Source organism: Qipengyuania algicida (assembly GCF_009828025.1).
GTDB lineage: Bacteria > Pseudomonadota > Alphaproteobacteria > Sphingomonadales > Sphingomonadaceae > Qipengyuania > Qipengyuania algicida.
On the sequence record NZ_WTYA01000009.1, the window covers coordinates 28,162 to 48,037 of the forward strand.

Annotated in this window: 18 protein-coding genes; 5 read left to right on the forward strand and 13 right to left on the reverse strand. The window is 62.9% G+C overall.

Annotated features, from left to right (window positions below):
• Positions 1 to 11 precede the first annotated feature (11 nt).
• Positions 12 to 1,301, reverse strand: a complete 1,290-nt coding sequence (locus tag GRI58_RS11700) for a CHASE3 domain-containing protein (protein WP_160753793.1) — start codon at positions 1,299 to 1,301, stop codon at positions 12 to 14.
• On the reverse strand, positions 1,298 to 4,156 hold the full coding sequence (gene polA, locus GRI58_RS11705) for a DNA polymerase I (RefSeq protein ID WP_160753794.1): 2,859 nt from the start codon (positions 4,154 to 4,156) through the stop codon (positions 1,298 to 1,300). Before polA ends, GRI58_RS11700 begins: the two co-directional genes overlap by 4 nt.
• 211 nt (positions 4,157 to 4,367) lie before the next feature.
• Between polA and GRI58_RS11710 the strand changes: the two genes are divergently transcribed.
• The gene (locus GRI58_RS11710; protein WP_160753795.1) at positions 4,368 to 4,643 is read left to right on the forward strand and encodes a hypothetical protein; all 276 of its coding nucleotides are present in this window, start codon (positions 4,368 to 4,370) and stop codon (positions 4,641 to 4,643) included.
• Positions 4,644 to 4,740: 97 nt separating this feature from the next.
• On the opposite strand, the gene GRI58_RS11715 is transcribed toward GRI58_RS11710, so the two are convergent.
• Complete coding sequence (locus GRI58_RS11715; protein ID WP_160753796.1) at positions 4,741 to 5,763, reverse strand: serine hydrolase; 1,023 nt, start codon at positions 5,761 to 5,763, stop codon at positions 4,741 to 4,743.
• Positions 5,764 to 5,929: 166 nt separating this feature from the next.
• Here GRI58_RS11715 and GRI58_RS11720 point away from each other — a divergent pair, with 166 nt between their 5' ends.
• Both GRI58_RS11720 and GRI58_RS11725 read left to right on the forward strand, forming a co-directional pair.
• On the forward strand, positions 5,930 to 7,279 hold the full coding sequence (locus GRI58_RS11720) for a phosphotransferase (protein ID WP_160753797.1): 1,350 nt from the start codon (positions 5,930 to 5,932) through the stop codon (positions 7,277 to 7,279).
• Positions 7,279 to 8,574, forward strand: coding sequence for an acyl-CoA dehydrogenase family protein (locus tag GRI58_RS11725; protein ID WP_160753798.1), 1,296 nt, complete (start codon positions 7,279 to 7,281; stop codon positions 8,572 to 8,574). The genes GRI58_RS11720 and GRI58_RS11725 overlap by 1 nt, the downstream gene beginning before the upstream one ends.
• 34 nt (positions 8,575 to 8,608) lie before the next feature.
• Here the strand turns inward: GRI58_RS11725 and GRI58_RS11730 are convergent, their stop codons facing one another.
• From GRI58_RS11730 to GRI58_RS11745, 4 genes are all read right to left on the reverse strand, one after another.
• Positions 8,609 to 10,540: a potassium transporter Kup gene (locus tag GRI58_RS11730; protein ID WP_419957045.1), complete on the reverse strand. Its 1,932-nt coding sequence runs from the start codon at positions 10,538 to 10,540 to the stop codon at positions 8,609 to 8,611.
• A 189-nt stretch (positions 10,541 to 10,729) separates the two neighbouring features.
• Positions 10,730 to 12,376: a chaperonin GroEL gene (gene groL / locus GRI58_RS11735; RefSeq protein WP_160753799.1), complete on the reverse strand. Its 1,647-nt coding sequence runs from the start codon at positions 12,374 to 12,376 to the stop codon at positions 10,730 to 10,732.
• Between the two features lie 56 nt (positions 12,377 to 12,432).
• Positions 12,433 to 12,720, reverse strand: a complete 288-nt coding sequence (gene groES, locus GRI58_RS11740) for a co-chaperone GroES (RefSeq protein WP_160753800.1) — start codon at positions 12,718 to 12,720, stop codon at positions 12,433 to 12,435.
• A 118-nt stretch (positions 12,721 to 12,838) separates the two neighbouring features.
• Positions 12,839 to 14,266, reverse strand: coding sequence for an MATE family efflux transporter (locus GRI58_RS11745; protein ID WP_160753801.1), 1,428 nt, complete (start codon positions 14,264 to 14,266; stop codon positions 12,839 to 12,841).
• 194 nt (positions 14,267 to 14,460) lie between these two features.
• On the opposite strand from GRI58_RS11745, the gene GRI58_RS11750 reads away from it, so the two are divergent.
• On the forward strand, positions 14,461 to 15,015 hold the full coding sequence (locus GRI58_RS11750; RefSeq protein WP_160753802.1) for an acyloxyacyl hydrolase: 555 nt from the start codon (positions 14,461 to 14,463) through the stop codon (positions 15,013 to 15,015).
• A gap of 29 nt (positions 15,016 to 15,044) precedes the next feature.
• On the opposite strand, the gene nth is transcribed toward GRI58_RS11750, so the two are convergent.
• The 3 genes from nth to dapB are packed head-to-tail and all read right to left on the reverse strand — an operon-like array spanning position 15,045 to position 17,262.
• Positions 15,045 to 15,698 (reverse strand): endonuclease III, encoded by a 654-nt coding sequence (gene nth, locus GRI58_RS11755; protein WP_160753803.1) that lies wholly within the window; start codon positions 15,696 to 15,698, stop codon positions 15,045 to 15,047.
• A gap of 3 nt (positions 15,699 to 15,701) precedes the next feature.
• Positions 15,702 to 16,580, reverse strand: a complete 879-nt coding sequence (locus GRI58_RS11760; protein ID WP_160753804.1) for an ion transporter — start codon at positions 16,578 to 16,580, stop codon at positions 15,702 to 15,704.
• Positions 16,581 to 16,584: 4 nt separating this feature from the next.
• Positions 16,585 to 17,262 (reverse strand): 4-hydroxy-tetrahydrodipicolinate reductase, encoded by a 678-nt coding sequence (gene dapB / locus GRI58_RS11765; RefSeq protein WP_237452280.1) that lies wholly within the window; start codon positions 17,260 to 17,262, stop codon positions 16,585 to 16,587.
• Positions 17,263 to 17,348: 86 nt separating this feature from the next.
• On the opposite strand from dapB, the gene GRI58_RS11770 reads away from it, so the two are divergent.
• Positions 17,349 to 18,065: an NAD-dependent deacylase gene (locus tag GRI58_RS11770; RefSeq protein ID WP_160753805.1), complete on the forward strand. Its 717-nt coding sequence runs from the start codon at positions 17,349 to 17,351 to the stop codon at positions 18,063 to 18,065.
• Positions 18,066 to 18,081: 16 nt separating this feature from the next.
• On the opposite strand, the gene GRI58_RS11775 is transcribed toward GRI58_RS11770, so the two are convergent.
• Genes GRI58_RS11775 through GRI58_RS11785 form a run of 3 tightly spaced genes read right to left on the reverse strand, consistent with a single transcriptional unit; the run spans position 18,082 to position 19,837 of the window.
• Positions 18,082 to 18,651, reverse strand: coding sequence for a DedA family protein (locus tag GRI58_RS11775; protein ID WP_160753806.1), 570 nt, complete (start codon positions 18,649 to 18,651; stop codon positions 18,082 to 18,084).
• Complete coding sequence (locus GRI58_RS11780) at positions 18,651 to 19,418, reverse strand: HesA/MoeB/ThiF family protein (protein WP_337190967.1); 768 nt, start codon at positions 19,416 to 19,418, stop codon at positions 18,651 to 18,653. Before GRI58_RS11780 ends, GRI58_RS11775 begins: the two co-directional genes overlap by 1 nt.
• The gene (locus tag GRI58_RS11785; protein ID WP_160753808.1) at positions 19,415 to 19,837 is read right to left on the reverse strand and encodes a DUF983 domain-containing protein; all 423 of its coding nucleotides are present in this window, start codon (positions 19,835 to 19,837) and stop codon (positions 19,415 to 19,417) included. The genes GRI58_RS11780 and GRI58_RS11785 overlap by 4 nt, the downstream gene beginning before the upstream one ends.
• Positions 19,838 to 19,876: the final 39 nt, after the last annotated feature.

Below are 19,876 nucleotides of genomic sequence, written 5' to 3' on the forward strand. Positions count from 1 at the left end.
AACCATCGGGTTTACGCGACGTTTTCCGAGCTGGGAAAAGTGATCGTGATCCTGGCCCCATCCTCGGCGAAATCCCGCTCGATCGAACCGCCCAGCTGGCGCGCGGCGCTGGTCATAAGAAGGCTGCCGAAGCCTCTTCGTTCGGGCTGCGTATCGATGGTTGCGCCGGTTTCGATCCATTCGAGCACGATCATGCCGTCCTCTTCGCGCCATGTAATCGCGATCTTACCGCCATGGGCCCAGGCGCCGTATTTGACAGCATTCGTGGTCAGCTCATGCAGCACAAGCCCCAGCGGGGTGACGGCGCGGGCGGGGAGGATCACGCGCGGCCCCTCCAGCGAGGCATCGAGCTCGTCAGAGCGATAGGGAGCGAGCGAGGTTTCGACCAGATCGGTGAGCGAGGCGACCGGTCGATCCAGCTCCCCTTGCGAGACTTCATGGGCGGTCAGCAGCGCCCTGATCCGCCTCGCAATGGCTTCTGTGACATCCTTGGCCTCGGGCCGGTCGCGCGCGCTCAGCTGGACGATGGCAAGGATCACAGCGAACAGGTTTTTCACCCGGTGGTTGAGCTCGCGCGCGAGCAAGTCAGCCCGGTCGCGCGCTTCGCCCAGCGCCTTGGCCTGTGCGGCTTCGGCCTCTGCCTGCGCGGTGCGTGCGACCAGCCGGATTACCGTCAGCAACACGATCACCAACAGTACCAGCAAACCGCCCAAGAGCGGCAGCACGCGGGCCTCGGCACGCGCCGTCTGGGCGCTGGCTTGTCCGAGTACGCGTACCTCGATCGCTTCCATTTCGGCGATCGCGCGGCGCAGGCGTTCCATCGCCTCCTGCCCCTCGTCGCTCAGGATCAGGCGCCGCGCGTCGAGCACCTTGCCCTGTTCGACCAGATCGATGCTGCGGCGAAGCTCGGAAAACTTCGCGCGCGACAGGACACCGATTTCGTCCAGCAGCTCTCTTTGCCTGTCCGTGGCTTCGGGTTCGACGAGTCGACGTAGCCGCGCGAGGGTTGGCTCGATTTGCTCGCTTCCGGCAAAATACGGGCCGAGGTAGCGCCGGTCGAGCGTGATGATATAGCCGCGCTGGCCAGTCTCCCCATTGAGCGCGGCCCGATTGACCCCGCGCAGCTCGGTGATGACATTGGCGGTCTGCTGCATCTGTTCACGCTCGGTGCGCTCGGCCGAGATCGTGCGCAGGACCAGAAAGATCACCGCGAACATTGCCAGGGCCGCGATCGCGAGCAAGGCGACATTGAGCCACAGCAGGCGGGCTTGGAGCGTCTGACGGTGCCAGAACGCCTTCAATGTGCGGCTCCCCAGCTACGCCCGGACCCAATATCAACGCCCAGCGGCACAGTCAGTTTCACCGCCGGCTCCGCTGCGCTCGCCATGACGTCCTCGATCACCTTGCTGGCCGCTTCTACGTCGCCTTCGGGCAGTTCGAAAACCAGTTCGTCATGCACTTGCAGCAACATCTGCACATGGCCCAGTTTCGCATTCTCCAGCGTAGGCATCATACGCACCATCGCGCGCTTGATGATGTCGGCGCTGGTGCCCTGGATCGGCGCGTTGATGGCGGCGCGTTCGCTTCCCTGCCGCTCGGCCTGGTTCTTCGAATTGATCCGGGGAAACCACGTCTTGCGCCCGAACAATGTCTCCGAATAACCGCGCGCCCGAACGCTTTCGAGAGTCGCGTGGATGTAGTTCTGGATGCCGGGGAAGCGTTGGAAATAGGTGTCGATGATCGCCTGTGCCTCGTCCGGTTCGACGCCGAGCCGTCCGGCAAGGCCCCAGCGGCTGATACCGTAGAGAATGGCGAAATTGACCGTCTTTGCCCGAGCGCGGGTGTCACGGTCGACCGTGCCGAACATTTCCTGTGCGGTGCGCGCGTGAATGTCCTCGCCCGCCGCAAAGGCTTCCCTGAGCTGCGGAACGTCGGCCATATGCGCGGCGAGCCGTAACTCGATCTGCGAATAGTCCGCGGCCAGCAGCACATTGCCCTTTTCCGCCACGAATGCTTCGCGGATCTGTCGCCCGATTTCGGTGCGGATGGGGATATTCTGGAGGTTCGGATCCGTCGAGGAGAGCCGCCCCGTCTGCGCCCCGACCAGCGAATAGCTGGTGTGGACCCGGCCCGTGGCGGGATTGATCGCCGCTTGCAGCGCATCGGTATAGGTGCTCTTGAGCTTGGCCAGCTGACGCCATTCGAGCACTTTGGTCGCCACTTCCGCGCCTTCGCCCGCAAGCCGTTCGAGCACCGTCTGATCGGTTGAATATTGCCCGCTCTTGCCCTTGCGTCCGCCCTTGTAGCCGAGCTTGTCAAACAGGACTTCGCCCAATTGCTTGGGGCTGCCGATGGTGAATTCCTCACCCGTCGCGGCGAAAATCTCGCTCTCGATGCGCGCGATCTCGGCAGCGAATTCCTCGCTGAGCTTGGCGAGACCTGCGCGGTCGACCTTGATGCCGAGCCGTTCCATCCCGGCGACGACCGGGATCAGCGGGCGATCGACCCGTTCATAGATGCGCGTGCCTCCTTCTTCGGCGAGGCGCGGTTTGAGCAGGCGGTGCAGCCGCCAGGTGACATCGGCATCTTCCGCGGCATAGCGTGTTGCCTTGTCGAGTTGAACTTCGCCGAAGGGAATCGCCTTCTTGCCGGTGCCGCAGACCTCTTTGAAGGGGATGGGGGTGTGGCCGAGGTGCCGTTCGGACAATTCGTCCATCCCGTGACCGCCGCCGATGCCATCAAGGCTGCGCCCGGCATCGAGCGCGAAGCTGACGATCATCGTGTCGTCGATCGGTGCCACTGCGATGCCGTGCCGCGCCAGCACGTTGAGATCATATTTGATGTTTTGCCCGATCTTGAGCACCGCATCGCTTTCCAGCAGCGGCTTGAGCGCAGCCAGCGCGGCCTTTGTCTCGATCTGTTCGGGCTTTTCGGAGAACATATCGCTGCCGCCATGAGCAAGCGGGATGTAGCACGCTGCGTTCGGCCCGGTTGCAAGGCTGATGCCGGTGAGGTCCGCCTGCATCGCGTCGAGTGCGCTGGTTTCGGTGTCGACCGCTACGATGCGCGCCGCAAAACTCTGCGTAATCCAGTGTTCAAGCCGTTCCATCGTCTGGACGCATTCGTAGGCGTCGTGATCGACAGCGGGCATTTCGGGCGGCGGCTGGCGATTGCCGTCACCGCTAGCGGGCGCGGCTGCGGTGGTTTGCTTGGCCGGGTTGAGATCGGTGGTACGCGAAGGACTACCGGTGCCGGTTTCGAGCCGCTTCAGCAGGCTGGTGAAGCCGTGCTTTTCCAGAAATGCGGCCAGCGGTTCGGGCGGCACGCCGTCCAGCTTCATGTCGTCGATGGCAATCGGAAGCGCGCAATCTTCCTTGAGCTGCACCAGCACCCGGCTGAGCTCTGCCATGTCGCGCCCTTCGAGCAGGCGCTCCTTGAGCTTGGATTTCTTCATTTCGGGCGCGGAATCGAGCGCACCGGCCAGATCGCCATGGTCGGCAATCAGCTTGGACGCGGTCTTGGGCCCGATGCCATAGATACCCGGAATGTTGTCGACGCTGTCCCCCATCAGCGCCAGAACATCGCCCACCAGTTCGGGAGGAACGCCGAATTTCTCGATCACTTCCTCGCGCCCGATGCGCGCGTTCTTCATCGTGTCGAGCATGTCGATCGCGCCGCCTTCGGCCACGCCTTCGTCCGGCTCTTCGCACTTGCCGATCAGCTGCATCAGATCCTTGTCGGACGAGACGATGGTGACGTCCCAGCCCTTGCGCGCGGCGGCGCGCGCATAGGAGGCAATGAGGTCGTCGGCCTCCAGCCCCTCTTCCTCGATACAGGGCAGGCTGAAGGCGCGCGTGGCGTCGCGGATCAGCGGGAACTGCGGGCGCAGATCCTCCGGAGGTTCGGGCCGGTTGGCCTTGTATTCGGGATAGATATCGTTGCGGAAACTGGTCGAACCCTTGTCCAGAATCACCGCCAGATGCGTTGGGCCGTCGGCCTTGTCGAGATCCTCTGCCAGCTTCCACAGCATGGTGGTGTAACCATAGACCGCGCCCACCGGCGTGCCTTCCGGATCGGTGAGTGGGGGCAGCCGGTGATAGGCACGGAAGATGTAGGCCGATCCATCGACCAGATAGAGGTGGTTCCTCGCCGTCATGGGGGGGAGGCTTAGCAGCGACCGGCACGGAACGGGAGTAAAATTGGGGGTCAGAGAGAGAATGTTGCAGTCGCGGGAAACATTTGCGGGGAAGCGCGTTCTTGCCTTGCCACAATCTGGCCATTATTGCCCAAGCCGTGAGACCCGGATGGGGGACTTACGCGGACCGTATATCCGATCCGCTTAATTAACAGGATGAGGACTCAAGACTATGCGCAAGATCGCTCTTATCGCTCTGACCGCCGGTGCTGCCCTTTCGCTGGCTGCCTGCTCGGAAAAGACCCAGGACGCCGCTGAAACCACCGCGACCTCGGCTGCGAACGACACCCAGGCAAACATGGAAGCTGCCGGCACCGCCGTTGGCGACGCTGCACACGATGCGGGCACCGCCATGGGCGATGCCGCCAACGACGCAGCGCATGGTGCAGCGGTTGCTGCTGACAACGCGGCGACAGAAGTGCACAAGGAAGCGAACGAGCCCAACTGAGGTCAGTCGCTCTGAGGAAAAGAGAAGGGGCGGTGCCTTGCGGCGCCGCCCCTTCTCTTTGCCGGAAGATTGAAGCCCGGCACCATTCAATGGAAAGCTATTTGCCGCCGTAATCCGCGCTGGCGTAATGGCGCTCGGGAGCGACTTCGGCGTAACCATCGTAAATCGCGCGCGAGATCATCGCGATCTTCTGTTCGCGCGCACCGCGCGAGCGTTGTCCCGTGACATAGACCGCAACTGCCAGAGTGCGTCCATCGGGCGTCTCGATCAGGCCGACATCGCTACAGGTGTCGTGCAGCGAACCGGTCTTATGGAGTACCTTGGCATCGGTAGGGATAAGATATTTCATCCGGTTGCGGCCGGTGACCGTGCGGCTCATCGCGCCGAGGATCACCTTGCGGCTGTCAGCCGACAGCCAGCGCCCCTGATAAAGGCCTGCGAGCAGTGTCACCATCGCCTTGGGCGTGGCGCTGTCCCGATTGTCGATATGGTTGGCTGGATCGAATTCGCCATCGTCACGCACCAGTGTGAGGATGTCGCGCGTCATGTTGAAATTGCTGATCCCGGCGCGATGCACCCATTTGTCGACCGCTTCCGGGCCGCCAACCACCCGCAGCAGCGCATCGGCGGCGTAATTGTTCGAACGGGTAATCATCAATTCGATCAGGCGGGTGGCGGGAAGCCTCTCACCCTCGCGCACCGGCGCGACCTTCGACGAAAAAGGCTTGGAGCGCACCGGATAGAGCATCGGGAAGCTGTCATTCAGCGACCAGCGCCCATCCTCGACACCTTGCATGAAGGTCGCGGCGATAGCGATCTTGCTGGTGCTGGCCATCGGGAACCGCTGGTCGCCCAGAACGCTAACCATTTGTCCGGTCGAAAGATCGACGGCGGCCACCCCGATGCGACCGTTCGAACCATCGGCAACGGAAGCGACGCGACGTTCGAGATCGGTGGTGTAAACTGCCTTGAGTGATGGCGGAACGCGCTGTTCGGTTCCCAGCGCATTGTCGAACTGAGTTTCGAAACTTGCCGGATGCTGTTGCGCACCCAGTTGTGATGGAGATGCGGCACCGAGCAGTACCGCGACCAAAGCTCCCGCAAGCGATCTTACAATCATGCGACCCCGTGTATCCCGAATATGGTTTGTGTTCCCTTAACAATCACAACTTGAGACGTATGGAAAGGTTTGAGCGATGAGCCGACAATTCCTTGCGTCGGTTGCAAAAATGACCTGCCAATAAAGATGCTTGCTCTTTGCAAAGGCATGCGTCCAGAAAAGAACGATGGATGAGGATCAGGATGGCCAATCGCTGGAGCGCGGCCTCGCCCGAGCCCTGGCTCGTGCAGGGCTGTCCGCACCTGCCGATCTCACCCGCCTGACCGGCGGCGCCACGATGGAAAGCTGGCGCTTTTGGGCAGATGGCGAGGCGTTCGTGCTGCGCCGGGCGTCATCGCCCGAACTGATGGCGCATCGTGCGCTCGACCACCCGGCTGAGGCGGCTATCACTCGCGCCGTGCGCGGCGAGGGTGTGGTTGCTCCGCAAATCGTGGTCGAACTGGAGCCGGAAGATGCGATCGGCACCGGTTTCGTGATGCGCGCCCTGCCCGGAACACCCGATCCGGCACGCATTCTGGCCTGCGAGGAGCCGGCTTTGCTGCTCAGGCAATGCGCCAGTGAGCTGGCGAGCATTCATCGGCTTTCGGCGGATGCACTCCCTGCGTCGATCCCCGGCATGGATTATCGTGAAGCGCTCACGGGCCTCTACAAACAATTCGAAGAGGCAGGTGGCGATCGCCCGATCATCGCGCTGGCGCTGCGGTGGCTGAGCGAACATCTGCCCGAACCCGTCCCGCCGCGCCTTGTCCATGGCGACTACCGGATCGGCAATCTGCTGGTCGATGGTAGCCAGCTGACCGGCGTGCTCGATTGGGAACTGGCCCATCTCGGCGATCCGCATGAGGACCTGGCCTATGCCTGCATGACCGTCTGGCGCTTCGCCCGGATCGACCGCCCGGCGATGGGTCTGGGGACACTGGAGGCGTTCTTTGACGCCTACGAGATGGCGGGTGGCGCGCCTGTCGAACGTGCGCGTTTCGACTTCTGGCTGGTTTACCGCACGTGCTGGTGGGCGCTGGGATGCCTGCGGATGGGGGCAACATGGCGATCCGGTGCGGACCGCACACTCGAGCGGGCGATCATCTCGCGCCGGACCAGCGAACAGGAACTCGACCTGCTGATGTTGCTGGAGGGCGAAGCGCCTGAGGCTGAGCGGAAGCGTGCATTACCTGCACCAGCATCGGATGCCGAGCCGCGCGGTGAGGCGACAAGCGGGGATCTCGCCACCGCCATCTCCGAGTGGCTGGCGACGGTGAAGCACCGGATGGAAGGGCATGACCGTTTCCAGTTGGCGGTCGCGCGCAATGCGCTGGGTATTATCGCGCGGTCTTCAGGTGGCGGTGCGCCGGTCGAAGATCGCGTGCTGGCAGAGGCGTTGCTGTCGGGCGACATGACACTGGCGGAGCCCGGCCTGCTGGCAAGGCTGCGCCGGATCGCGCTCGACAAGCTCTCCAAAGACATGCCCAAATATCCTGCGCTCGCAGAAGCGCGACACCAATGGATCGGAGAGGCCTGATGGATTTCACCATACCTGTTGAGCTGGAAAATTATTACACCGAGCTTGAGCGCTTCATCGAAGCCGAGATCGAGCCGTTGGTGGCCAAGGACGACAATGTCCGCTTCTTCGACCACCGGCGCGAGGATGCGCGCACAGATTGGGATCGCGGTGGCCTGCCCAATCATGCATGGGAGGAACTGCTGCGCGAGGCGACGACGCGAGCCGATGCGGCGGGGCACTGGCGGTTCTCCACGCCTAAAAAATACGGCGGCAAGGATGGGTCCAATTTGTGGATGGCGGTGATCCGTGACCGCTTCGCACAGCGCGGACTGGGCCTCCACAACGACCTCCAGAACGAGCACTCGATCGTCGGCAATTTCCCTTTCGTTGCGATGTTCGAAACCTTCGGGACCGAAGTGCAGAAGCAGGAATTCATTACCGGCGGGTTTGAACGCAAGCGCCGCGTTGCTTTCGGACTGACCGAGGCCGAGCACGGCTCCGACGCGACATGGATGGGCACGCGTGCATTGCGCGAAACCCGCGATGGCGTTCCCGGATGGCGGATCGACGGTGAGAAGATGTGGATCACCGGGATGCATGTCGCGACCCATTGCGCGGTGTTCGCGCGCACTAGCGGAGAGGATGGCGATGCGCGCGGGATCACCTGCCTTTTGGTGCCGAACCCCACGCCGGGGTTGGAGATCGAGGAGTGGATGTGGACCTTCAACATGCCCACCGATCATCCGCGGCTCAGCCTGACGAACGTTTGGGTGCCGGAGGATGCGATGCTGGGTGAGGAAGGCCGCGGCCTCGCGCTGGCGCAGAGCTTCGTTCACCAGAACCGCATTCGCCAGGCTGCCTCATCGCTTGGTGCAGCGCAATTCTGCGTAGAGGAAAGCGTCAAATACGCCCGCCAGCGCAAGCCTTTCGGCGAGGAGCTGGCGAAGAACCAGGCGATCCAGTTCCCGCTGGTCGAACTCGCGACGCAATGCGAGATGCTGCGGCTGCTGATCTACAAGACCGCGTGGGAAATAGACCGCCTGCCGCACAGGGAGATCGAAAAGCAGCTCTCCGACAAGGTATCCATGTGCAACTACTGGGCGAACCGGCTGGTCTGCGAAGCGGCAGACCGCGCGATGCAGGTGCATGGCGGAATCGGCTATTCTCGCCACAAGCCGTTTGAACACATCTATCGCCACCACCGCCGCTATCGCATTACCGAAGGGGCTGAGGAGATCCAGATGCGCAAGGTCGCGGCGTATTTGTTCGGCTATCTCGGCCCGCGCAAGGGGAGGTTTGAGTCTTCGTCATAGTCGCGCAAGCGCGGCGCGGACTGCCTTACCCGCCTCAAATCGCGTATTGCGCGCCCAACTCGATCACCCGATTGTGCGGGATGTTGAAATAGTCGGTCGGGTCGGTGGCGTTGCGATAGAGGAAAATGAACAGCAGATCCTGCCACAACGGCATCCCGTGTCCCTTCGATGGGGCGAGGCGGCTGCGCCCGATGAAATAGCTGGTGCGCATCGGATCGGCGATCCCGGCCGCAACCATGTCGTCATGCACGCATGGGCTCTCCATGAAGCCGTAATTGAGCACGACCCGGGTGAATTGCCCGTCGATTTCCTCTCGCGCGATGCGGTTGTTGCGCGAGACGAAAGGCACCGGGCGGGTTTTTACGCGAGTGATGTAATTGTGCGCGTGGAGCACGTGGTTGTGCTTGAGGTTGTGGAGCAGTGCATGGGGCGTCAGCTCATTGCGCGAGGTCAAGAACACCGCCACTCCGGGAACTTCCGCTACGGGACGTTTACGGAGCGAGCGGGCGAAATCCTCAAGCTTGACCGCCCCGTCGTTTTCGATCGCGGCGAGCAGTTTGCGCCCGGTTACCCATGTCCAGATCAGCAGAAATAGTCCCGCCGCGATGGTCAGCGGCACCCAGCCGCCCTCGGTCACGCGCAGGAGGTTGGCGCCGAGGAACAGGCAATCGAGCGCGAGGAAGGGGATCATCAGGGCCAGCGTGGTGAAACGGCTCCATCTCCACCGCCTGCGGATGACCACGATCGCCAGCAGGCTGGTGACCACCATCGTGCCGGTCACCGCAATGCCATAGGCTGCCGCCATCGCACTGGAGCTACGGAAGGCGAGCACCAGCGCAACGACGCCGAACAGCAACGCCCAGTTGACCGCGGCGATATATATCTGACCCGCGTGCCCCGCCGAAGTCTGGCGGATCTTGAGCCGGGGCAGCAGGTGCAGCTGCATGGCCTGCTGGGTGAGCGAAAAGGCGCCGGTAATCACCGCCTGGCTTGCGATGATCGTCGCCGCCGTCGCCAGCACGATCATCGCCAGACGCAGCGATTCCGGCACCATGGCAAAGAACCAGTCCTGATCGATGAAATTGGCGTGGGGCGCGATGTTGAAAGCATGGCGTGCGAAGGCGCCCTGCCCCAGATAATTGAGCGCGAGTGCGGGAAACACCAGCGCCAGCCATGCGATGCGGATCGGCAGGCGTCCGAAATGCCCCATGTCGGCGGTCAGCGCCTCGGCCCCCGTGACGGTCAGGAATACTGCCCCAAGTACGAACAGGCCGAGCACGCCATGGGTCAGCATGAAGCGCACCGCGTGGATCGGCACGAATGCGGACAGGATTGCCGGATCCTGGACGACGTAGTGCAGGCCGATCGCGCCAATCGCGATGAACCAGATAATGCAGACCGGTCCGAACAGCCGCGCCACCGCCTTCGTTCCGTGCGCCTGCACCATGAACACCGCGAACAGGATCGCCAGCGTGATCATAATGATATGCGGCTGGCTCATCGCGCCGCCGATGCCGGGTAGCGATTTGAGCCCTTCGACGGCGCTCAGCACCGACAGCGCAGGGGTGATAATCGCATCGCCGTAGAACAGCGCCGCGCCAATGGCGCCCAGCGCGAGCAGCGCCATCCTGCCGCGCTTCACCTTCGCCCGCGCCAATGCCAGTAAGGCGAGCACTCCGCCTTCGCCGTCATTGTCCGCGCGCATCAGAATGATCATGTATTTGAGCGTCACGATCAGGATCAGCGCCCACAACATCAGGCTGACGACGCCGACGATTTCCTCGCGATAGAGACCATCGGAGGCCGCCTGGCTCAAAGCCTCGCGGAAGGCGTAAAGCGGGCTGGTGCCGATATCGCCGAAAACGACGCCGGTCGCGCCGATGGTGAGACCGGCGAGAACCTTGCCTTTCGGACTTTCAGCGTGATTTGCATGAATCTCGGGAAGGCTGGCTGCGGCTGTTGCCACGATTGCACCCCACTGTCTGCACCCGCAATGATTCGCGGGACCGGCGTTTGTATGCTCTTTTTGCAGGTGCGAAATTGCGAAGCGCGCAAGTGATGATGCGGTTCTTGCGCAAATGCTGGCAGCAAAAGGCCCGGCGGATCGCTCCGCCGGGCCTGATTCGTCGGTAAACCGAACGCTTGAGCGCGGGGCTTAAAAGCCCATGCCGCCCATACCACCCATGCCGCCCATGTCGGGCATCGGGGCAGCGGACTTGTCTTCCGGAATTTCCGAAATAGCCGCTTCGGTGGTGATCAGCAGGCCAGCGACCGAAGCTGCATTCTGCAGCGCGGTGCGCACGACCTTGGTCGGGTCGATGACGCCGGCCTTGACCAGATCTTCATAGGTGTCGGTCGCCGCGTTGAAGCCGAACGAGGTGTCCTTCTGGTCGAGCAGCTTGCCCGAAACCACCGCACCGTCGTGCCCAGCGTTCTCGGCGATCTGACGCACGAGCGAGGTCAGCGACCGACGCACGATGTCGATACCGCGGGTCTGGTCTTCGTTCTCGCCATCGACGCCTTCGAGCGCGCTGGTGGCGTAGAGCAGGGCGGTACCGCCGCCGGGGACGATGCCTTCCTCAACCGCAGCGCGGGTAGCGTGGAGGGCGTCGTCGACGCGATCCTTGCGCTCCTTCACTTCGACTTCGGACGCACCGCCGACCTTGATCACGGCAACGCCGCCGGCGAGCTTGGCGAGACGCTCTTGCAGCTTCTCGCGGTCGTAATCGCTGGTGGTGTTGTCGATCTGGGTGCGGATTTCACCGACGCGAGCCTTGATGTCGCCCTCGTCACCGGCGCCATCGACGATGGTGGTGTTGTCCTTGTCGATGGTGACGCGCTTGGCTTGGCCGAGCATTCCGAGGGTGACGTTTTCGAGCTTGATGCCGAGGTCTTCGGAAATCATCTCGCCCTTGGTCAGGATCGCGATGTCCTGCAGCATCGCCTTGCGGCGATCGCCGAAGCCGGGAGCCTTGACCGCTGCAACCTTCAGGCCGCCACGCAGCTTGTTGACCACGAGGGTCGCCAGCGCTTCGCCTTCGATGTCTTCCGCGATGATCAGCAGCGGGCGACCGCTCTGGACCGCCGCTTCGAGCACCGGCAGCATCGCCTGCAGGTTCGACAGCTTCTTCTCGTGGATCAGGATATAGGGGTTATCCAGCTCCACGGTCATCTTTTCGGGGTTGGTGATAAAATAGGGGCTGAGGTAGCCACGGTCGAACTGCATGCCTTCGACCACGTCGAGCTCGAATTCGAGGCCCTTGGCTTCCTCGACGGTGATGACGCCTTCCTTGCCGACCTTTTCCATCGCCTCGGCGATCTTCTCGCCGACTTCGCGATCACCATTGGCCGAGATCACGCCGACCTGCGCGATTTCTGACGATCCCGAAACTTCCTTCGAGCGGCTCTGGAGGTTTTCGACGACCTTGTGGACGGCGAGGTCGATGCCGCGCTTGAGGTCCATCGGGTTCATCCCGGCGGCAACCGACTTCATGCCCTCGGTCACGATCGACTGGGCCAGAACGGTGGCGGTGGTGGTGCCGTCACCGGCGTTATCGTTGGTCTTCGAGGCCACTTCGCGCAGCATCTGTGCGCCCATGTTCTCGAACTTGTCCTTGAGCTCGATCTCCTTGGCGACAGAAACGCCGTCCTTGGTGATGCGCGGTGCGCCGAAGCTCTTGTCGATCACGACATTGCGGCCCTTGGGGCCGAGCGTGACCTTGACGGCATTGGCGAGGGTGTCGACGCCGGCGAGAATACGTTCGCGCGCGTTACGGCCGAACTTTACGTCCTTGGCAGCCATGATGGTTTCTCCTGGAAAATGAGTTTGGATAGAAGGATGCGAATGCGATCAGCGGATCAGGAAATGATCCCCATGATGTCGCTTTCCTTCATGATGATCAGGTCTTCGCCGTCGAGCTTGACCTCGGTGCCCGACCACTTGCCGAACAGCACGCGGTCGCCCGCTTTGACGTCGAGCGGGGTGATGGTGCCGTCTTCGGCCTTGGTGCCGGTGCCGACCGCGACGATTTCGCCCTCGCTGGGCTTTTCCTTCGCGCTGTCGGGAATGATGATCCCGCCGGCGGTCTTTTCTTCGGCTTCGATGCGACGGACCAGTACACGGTCGTGCAGCGGACGAAATGCCATGATAGTACCTCTCTCTTAAAGGCTCGGATAAATCTTGGCACTCCCACACCGAGAGTGCCAGCGGGCCGCATATGTGTAGCGCGGAGCTGGGCGTCAAGCACCGGGATGCAAGATTTTTTCAGGCCGGATGTGGCGCGGGTGCGACGGGCTTGGCCGGTCTTTGGAAACGCCCTCGGCGAGTCCATCGCACCGTCAGCAGTAACGCGGCGAAGACGAGGCCTGTCGCGAGGCCGATCCAGATGCCGGTGCCCTGCAATCTTGTATAGAAAGCGAGCATGATGGCGATGCCGAAACCCGGTACCCAATAGCTAAAGATTGCGATCAGCATCGGCACACGCGTGTCCTGCAGCCCGCGCAAGGCACCGGCAGCAACCGTCTGCACGCCGTCGAACAGCTGAAAAGCAGCGGCGACTTTCATGTAGCGGACCGCGAAACCGATCATTGCGGCATTGGCGGCAAGCGAGGTATCGACATAGATACCCAGCAACAGGAACGGTGCGAACAGCATCAACATCGCGGTCAGCGTCATAAAGGCACCGCCCATGATTATGCTGGCCCAGCCCGCACGGCCCATGCCCTCGCGGTCTCCTGCGCCGTAAAAATAGCCGACACGGATCGTCGCCGCCTGACCGATCCCGAAAGGCACCTGAAATGCCAGCGCGGCGATGTTGAGCGCGATGGTATGTCCGGCGAGTTCGGCGGGGCCGATCCGGCCCATCAGCAGCGCCGCGCCACTGAACAATCCGGCTTCGGCAAGGATGATGACCATGACCGGGCTGCCGACACGGATCAGCTCGGTCAGCCGGCTCCATTCGGGCCGCCACCAATTGCCGAAGATGCGGTAGCGCCGCAATCTCCGGTCGCGCAGGATCGCGATCACATAGCAGGCGAGCATGACCAGCGACGTGGTGACGCTTGCGATCGCCGACCCTTCCAGCCCGAGCGCGGGCGCTCCGAGGTTGCCGAAAACAAATGCGTAATTGCCGATGAAATTGGCGACGATAGCAACGCCGGTGATTGCAGTGGCGAAGATCGGGCGACCGAGCGCGGAGACGAAATTGCGCAGCACATTTGCCGCGACATTGGGGATCATCGCCCACATGAGGATCTGCAGAAAAGCGCCAGAGCGTTGTGCAATCTCGGGTTCCTGTCCGCTGGCCAGCAAGAGCGGCTGGCCGAACCAGCAGATCGCCATTCCTGCAAGTCCGGTGCCGACCGATAGCCATAACGCCATACGTACCGAGCGGCGCACTTCGCGCACGGCATGGCGCCGACAGCCAAGCTCCTCTGCGATCAACGCGGCGACGATCCCGGTAAGACCACCAAGCGCCCACATCGTCAGGCCGAAGATCGACACGCCGAGCGAGGATGCCGCCAGCTCGATCTCCCCCAGTCGCGCGACGAACACGACGTCTATCGCGTAGACCAGCATCTGCAGCAGATTGGCCAGCGCCAGCGGCCAGGCGAGCGCGAAGGTCGCGGAGATCTCGCTTCGCCAGCCAGCGCTCTCCAGCGGGAGCGGTTCGAGATGATGCTCGTGCGTCATGCAGCCGGCCCGGTTAGGGCAAGGCCGCAACTGGCTCAAACAGGGAATAGTAGACGCGCGAATTTAATGGATCGGTGGCGCGTGCAAGCCACAGCTTTGCATCATTTTGGCACATAACGACGAGCCGACGCTTCAAATTCTAGGTAATTTGCCGCAAGGGCCCCGGCACCCATGCAAGGGACGAGGTTTGCTCGATGAAGAACGCGTCAATATCCTTACCCCTGTCCCTGGCGGCGTTGCTCGCGGTGGCCAGCGCAGCGCCAGCGCAGGCGGGAGAGGTTTACGGGGGCGTGTATGCCCATGCCGTCGACACGCCATTCACGCTCAACACCGACGAACACGGCACCGATTTCCAGCTCGGCGTACGCGGGGCGCCGATCGAGGCGCTTTCCGTGATAGGCAAGCCGCAGCCCTATGTGATGGTGTCGGTCAATTCGCAAGGTTACACCGATTTTATTGCCGCGGGCCTTGCCTGGAAGGTCAAGGTCGCTGGCCCACTTTACGTGCGACCCGGCGTGGGCCTGTCGATCAATGACGGGCCATCCTTCCGGGTGGACGAGACGACCATGTATCGCACCGACCTCGGCAGTCGCGTGCTGTTCGAGCCGGAGCTTGCCGCAGGTTTCCAGCTCAGCCCGCGCGTATCGATCGAGGCGAGCTGGGTTCACATCAGCGGGGCAACACTGTTCAACCCGCGGCAGAACCCCGGCATCGACATGATAGGCCTGCGCGCGAACTACCGGTTCTGAACGAAACTGTAGTTCGGGCGACAGTTTCGTCAGCCTCTGCCTTTCGGCTTTTCCAGCACCTTCTTGTTGAAACTGCAAAGATCGACCAGCTTGCAGCGCCAGCATTCGGGTGTGCGCGCCTTGCAGACATAGCGGCCATGCAGGATCAGCCAGTGGTGCGCGTGCAGGCGAAATGGCTGGGGCACGCGCTTGTCCAGCTTGGCTTCGACCTGTTCGGGTGTCTTGCCCTTGGCCAGCCCGGTGCGGTTGCCGACGCGAAAGATATGCGTGTCGACCGCGAAGGTCTCCTGCCCGAACCAGCAATTGAGCACGACATTGGCGGTTTTTCGACCCACCCCGGGCAGGCGCACGAGCTCGTCGCGGGTGGCGGGAACCTCCCCGCCGAATTCGTCGACCAGCAACTGGCTCAGCGCAATGACGTTCTTTGCCTTGGAATTGAACAGGCCGATGGTCTTGATGTGCTCCTTGAGACCGTCCTCGCCCAGCGCCAGCATTTGCTGGGGCGTTTCTATTTCCGCGAACAGGCGGCGGGTGGCCTTGTTCACCCCGACATCGGTTGCCTGCGCGGAGAGTGCGACCGCCACCACCAACTGGTAGCAATTGCCGTATTCCAGCTCGGTCTCGGGCGCGGGATCGTCCTCGGCCAGTCGGCGGAAGAATTCGAAAATCTGGTCCTTGGTCATGCGTCAGTCGTGATGGTGATGTTTGGCCGCGCGCTCAAGAGCGGCGAGTTTCGCCTCCAGCCGATCATCCTCGATCGACAGCTCTTCCATATGATTGCGGATATCCTCGATCCGGTGGTCGCGGCGGCGCTGCATGGCGTCGGAAAAGGCGGCGGCGAGGATACCGGTGGGCATGGCGATCACGGCAATTCCCGACAGCGCGACCACGGTGGCGAAGAACTTGCCCAGCGGGGTAATCGGCACAGCATCGCCATAGCCGACCGAGGTCAGCGTCATTGCGGACCAATAAAGCGCGCGTGGAATCGAACCGAACTGTTCGGGCTGCAGCGCACCTTCGGTCATATAGAGCGCGGTCGCGCCGAGCAGCAGGATGATGCCGGAAAAGGCGAAGGTGACGATCAGATCGTCCAGCCGCTCGCCCACTGCCGCTCGGATTTCGCGAAGGGCATAGTTGAAGCGGCCGAATTTCATTACCGCCAGGACCCGCAGCAGGCGCATGACCCGGAGCATGGAGGCATCGGCAGTGAGCACGGGAACGAGCGTGGAAACCACCACCAGCAGGTCGATCAGCCCCAGCGGCGAGCGGATGAAGCGCCAGCGCTTCGCCCATACGCTGCCCGGCCCATCATTGTCCGCCGCCGAATAGACGCGCGCGCAATATTCGATGAGGAAGATTGCACCGAATACCCATTCGCTAACCCTAAGGATATGTTGCCAGCGGGCGGGGAGGTCGGGTTCGGTGTGCAGCGCGGCGCCGATCACGGCGAGTATTATGACGAGGATCAGCAGCTTGTTGGTGATCGTCAGCGCGCCATCGGGCTCTGCCCCGACGAACAGCTGGTGATGGACCTTCTGGCGCAGCTTTTCCGGGCGCGCCGTCATCGCATTACAGCCCTAGCACCTGCGGCATTCCGTAGCGCCCGGCCGGGCGACCGATCAGCCATTCCGCCGCCCGGATCGCCCCGCGCGCGAATATCGAGCGGTTCTCCGCCACATGGGTGAGCGTCAGCCGTTCTTCCTCGCTGGCATAGATCACGCTGTGTTCGCCCGCGACAGTGCCGCCGCGCAGGCTGGCGAAGCCGATCGCGCCTTCCTCGCGCTGTCCGGTATGGCCGTCACGCCCGCGTTCGCTGTGCTCGTCGAGCGCGATCCCGCGCCCGTCGGCTGCCGCTTCGCCGAGCAGCAGAGCGGTGCCGCTGGGTGCATCGACTTTCATGCGGTGGTGCATTTCGAGGATTTCGATATCCCAGTCCGGCCCGAGCCGCGCCGCCGCCTCGTGCACCAGATGGGCGAGCAGGGTGACGCCGAGCGATGTGTTGCCTGTCTGGAGCACGGCCACCGCATGGGCCGCGCGGTGGATCGCCTCATGATGGTGCTGGCACAGTCCGGTCGTGCCGATAACGATCGGGATGCCCGCGCCGATCGCCGCATGGAGATTGCCGTCGAGTGCGGCAGGCGAAGAAAAATCCACCAGCACATCGCTCGAATCGGCAAGCGCTGCGACATTGCCGCCGCGATCGATCCCCCCCGACAGCGTGTGTTCGCTGGATTCGAGGAGGGTCATGAGCGCGCGCCCCATGCGCCCCTCGCTACCGACTATTCCGATCCGCGCCATTGCCACTCCCATGCCGACCATGCTTCATGGCCCGCATGGCTGATTTGCGCAACATTGTGATCCTCACCGGTGCCGGAATATCGGCGGAAAGCGGGATCGATACCTTTCGCGGTGGGGGAGGGCTGTGGGAACAACACAGGGTCGAAGACGTCGCCACGCCCGAGGCGTTCGACCGCGATCCCGATCTGGTGCAGCGTTTCTACGATATGCGGCGCGAGGCGATCCAGACCAAGCAGCCCAATCCCGCGCATGAGGCGCTGGCGCGACTGGAGCACGAATGGGCCGCGCGCGAGGGGCGCCGACTGCTGATCGTGACGCAGAACGTCGACGATCTGCACGAGCGTGCGGGAGCGGAAAACGTGCTGCACATGCACGGCACCCATCTCAACGCCTGGTGCACCCAATGCGATGTACGCAGCCGCTGGACCGGCACGCTGATCGACCGACCGGAGTGCCCTGAATGCGGTGCGCGCGCGCTGAGACCCGACGTCGTGTGGTTCGGCGAGATGCCGTATGAGATGGAGCGGATCTACGCCGCCCTGCGCGAGGCGGATCTGTTCGTTTCGATCGGCACATCTGGCGCGGTGTACCCCGCCGCCGGCTTCGTACGCGATGCGAAAGCACTGGGCGTCGCGACGCTCGAACTCAATCTGGAGCGGAGTCAGGGCTCGAACTGGTTCGACGAATCGCGCCAAGGCCCGGCAAGCGCGCTGGTGCCGGAGTGGGTTGGCGAGGTTTTGCGTAAATCCTAGATACGGCCTTGCGCCCTTATCCGGCTCCTCCCCACTGGCGTCGGATCAACCACGCGGCGCCACCCAGCAACACCGCCAGTGCAACAATCGCCAGCGCATAATGCTCGAGTGTGCGCATGTGCGCGCCCAACGCTTTCAGTGTGCCTGAAAAGAGATAGCCGATGCTCGCGATTGCCATCGCCCACACAATGGCTGCCAGCAAATTCAATACCGCAAACCTTCCGGCACCGATCTGTGTGGTTCCCAATGCCACCGGGCTTACTGTCCGCAATCCCCACATGAAGCGAAACGCAAACACGAAGCCGACGGGATATTTCTCGACCGTCCTGATGGTCCGGTCAAAGGTGGTTCGCTGGCGCATCCGGCTTACCACTCGGCTTTCGCGGAAGTGTCGACCGAGGTGGAAGAATATCTGGTCGGCGGTGAATGATCCGATTGCCGCTGCCGCCATCACGCCGGGCAGGGGCAGGAGCCCGCGATGGGCGAAGAGGCCGCCTGTCGCGACCACGGTTTCGCCCTCGATGCCCGCGCCGATGAGAATGGCGATCAAGCCATAATGCGAAATCAGCAAATTTACGTGGGTCATCACTGGCCACACGCCCGGCACCCCGGATCCTTCGCCACGCTGAAACTCCGCATCGCGGGGGCAAGGCCGTCCATCAGGTGCACCGTGCCCCATTGCGGATCGCCCAACGTGCTGACCCCTTCGAGTAATACGCGGATCGCCTGCATGGCGGCGAAGCAGCCCGACCAGCCGACCATCGCGCCGAGCACGCCGTCGGCGGCGCAGGTGTCGCAATCGTCGGCATCGAAGGCATCCCCGACATAGCAACGGTAGCATGGCTGATCGGCGAGGTGCCCGGCGAAGGCGGCGACCTGTCCCTGAAACCGTCCGACGGCGGCCGATAGCAGCGGCGTGCCCGCCGCAACGCAAGCGTCCGACACCGCGAGGCGGGTGGCGAAATTGTCGGTGCCGTCGATCACCAGATCGGTGGTGCCGATCAGCCTTGCGGCATTGCCCGCATCGATCCGCTCGTCGCAGATCGACACCTCGAGCCCGCTGTCGAAATTCGCAAGCCAGCCACGCGCGGCGACAGCCTTGGCGTGCCCGATATCGCGTTGGGTATAGAGCGTTTGGCGCGGCAGGTTCGACAGCTCGACATCGCCGTCCTCGATCAGCGACAGATGCCCGATTCCCGCTCCGGCGCAATATTGCAGCACCGGGCTGCCGATCCCGCCGAGCCCGATGATCGTCACATGCGCTGAGGCGAGCGCCATCTGGCCTGCGCCGCCGACCTCGGGCAGCACGATCTGGCGGGAGAAGCGGTCGAGCCGTTCGGGCGAAAGGCTCACGACTGGTCCCCTTCGGGCAGGCGCTCGCGCTTGAAGCCGTGCATCCCGAACCACCATTGCTGCGCGATCACCGCGCCCTTGGCCGGTTGCAGCCAGCCCAGCAGCATCACCAGCGCCAGCGGCATAAGGATCGCCGCCAGCGTCCAGGCCGACAGATCGTAGTCGAGCACGAGAATGATGATCGCAGGCACAAGGATATGCCCGGTCAGGAAGATCGATATATACGCGGGAAAATCGTCCGAGCGCTGGCCCGACATATCGAGCTGGCAGCATGGGCAGGCGGTGCGCGGTTTCAGCCATGCGCGGAAAATCCGTCCCTCGCCGCAGCGCGGGCAGCGTCCGGTAAAGCCGCGTAGCAGCGCCGCGCCAAGACTGGCGGGAAGCTGGACGGGGGCAGGATGGTGGCCGGACTCGCTCATAATCGGCCCTTTGGACGCTACCATGCGCCCTGTCGACAG

What these genes read in the sequence shown, in the direction of transcription:
- GRI58_RS11760 (WP_160753804.1), bottom strand. Translation starts at nt 16,580, where the DNA reads ATGACGGCGCGCCCGGAAAAGCTGCGCCAGAAGGTCCATCACCAGCTG.
- GRI58_RS11750 (WP_160753802.1), top strand. Translation starts at nt 14,461, where the DNA reads ATGAAGAACGCGTCAATATCCTTACCCCTGTCCCTGGCGGCGTTGCTC.
- dapB (WP_237452280.1), bottom strand. Translation starts at nt 17,262, where the DNA reads ATGACCCTCCTCGAATCCAGCGAACACACGCTGTCGGGGGGGATCGAT.
- nth (WP_160753803.1), bottom strand. Translation starts at nt 15,698, where the DNA reads ATGACCAAGGACCAGATTTTCGAATTCTTCCGCCGACTGGCCGAGGAC.
- GRI58_RS11715 (WP_160753796.1), bottom strand. Translation starts at nt 5,763, where the DNA reads ATGATTGTAAGATCGCTTGCGGGAGCTTTGGTCGCGGTACTGCTCGGT.
- groL (WP_160753799.1), bottom strand. Translation starts at nt 12,376, where the DNA reads ATGGCTGCCAAGGACGTAAAGTTCGGCCGTAACGCGCGCGAACGTATT.
- GRI58_RS11720 (WP_160753797.1), top strand. Translation starts at nt 5,930, where the DNA reads ATGGATGAGGATCAGGATGGCCAATCGCTGGAGCGCGGCCTCGCCCGA.
- groES (WP_160753800.1), bottom strand. Translation starts at nt 12,720, where the DNA reads ATGGCATTTCGTCCGCTGCACGACCGTGTACTGGTCCGTCGCATCGAA.
- GRI58_RS11725 (WP_160753798.1), top strand. Translation starts at nt 7,279, where the DNA reads ATGGATTTCACCATACCTGTTGAGCTGGAAAATTATTACACCGAGCTT.
- GRI58_RS11770 (WP_160753805.1), top strand. Translation starts at nt 17,349, where the DNA reads ATGGCTGATTTGCGCAACATTGTGATCCTCACCGGTGCCGGAATATCG.
- GRI58_RS11710 (WP_160753795.1), top strand. Translation starts at nt 4,368, where the DNA reads ATGCGCAAGATCGCTCTTATCGCTCTGACCGCCGGTGCTGCCCTTTCG.
- GRI58_RS11745 (WP_160753801.1), bottom strand. Translation starts at nt 14,266, where the DNA reads ATGACGCACGAGCATCATCTCGAACCGCTCCCGCTGGAGAGCGCTGGC.
- GRI58_RS11785 (WP_160753808.1), bottom strand. Translation starts at nt 19,837, where the DNA reads ATGAGCGAGTCCGGCCACCATCCTGCCCCCGTCCAGCTTCCCGCCAGT.
- GRI58_RS11775 (WP_160753806.1), bottom strand. Translation starts at nt 18,651, where the DNA reads ATGACCCACGTAAATTTGCTGATTTCGCATTATGGCTTGATCGCCATT.
- polA (WP_160753794.1), bottom strand. Translation starts at nt 4,156, where the DNA reads ATGACGGCGAGGAACCACCTCTATCTGGTCGATGGATCGGCCTACATC.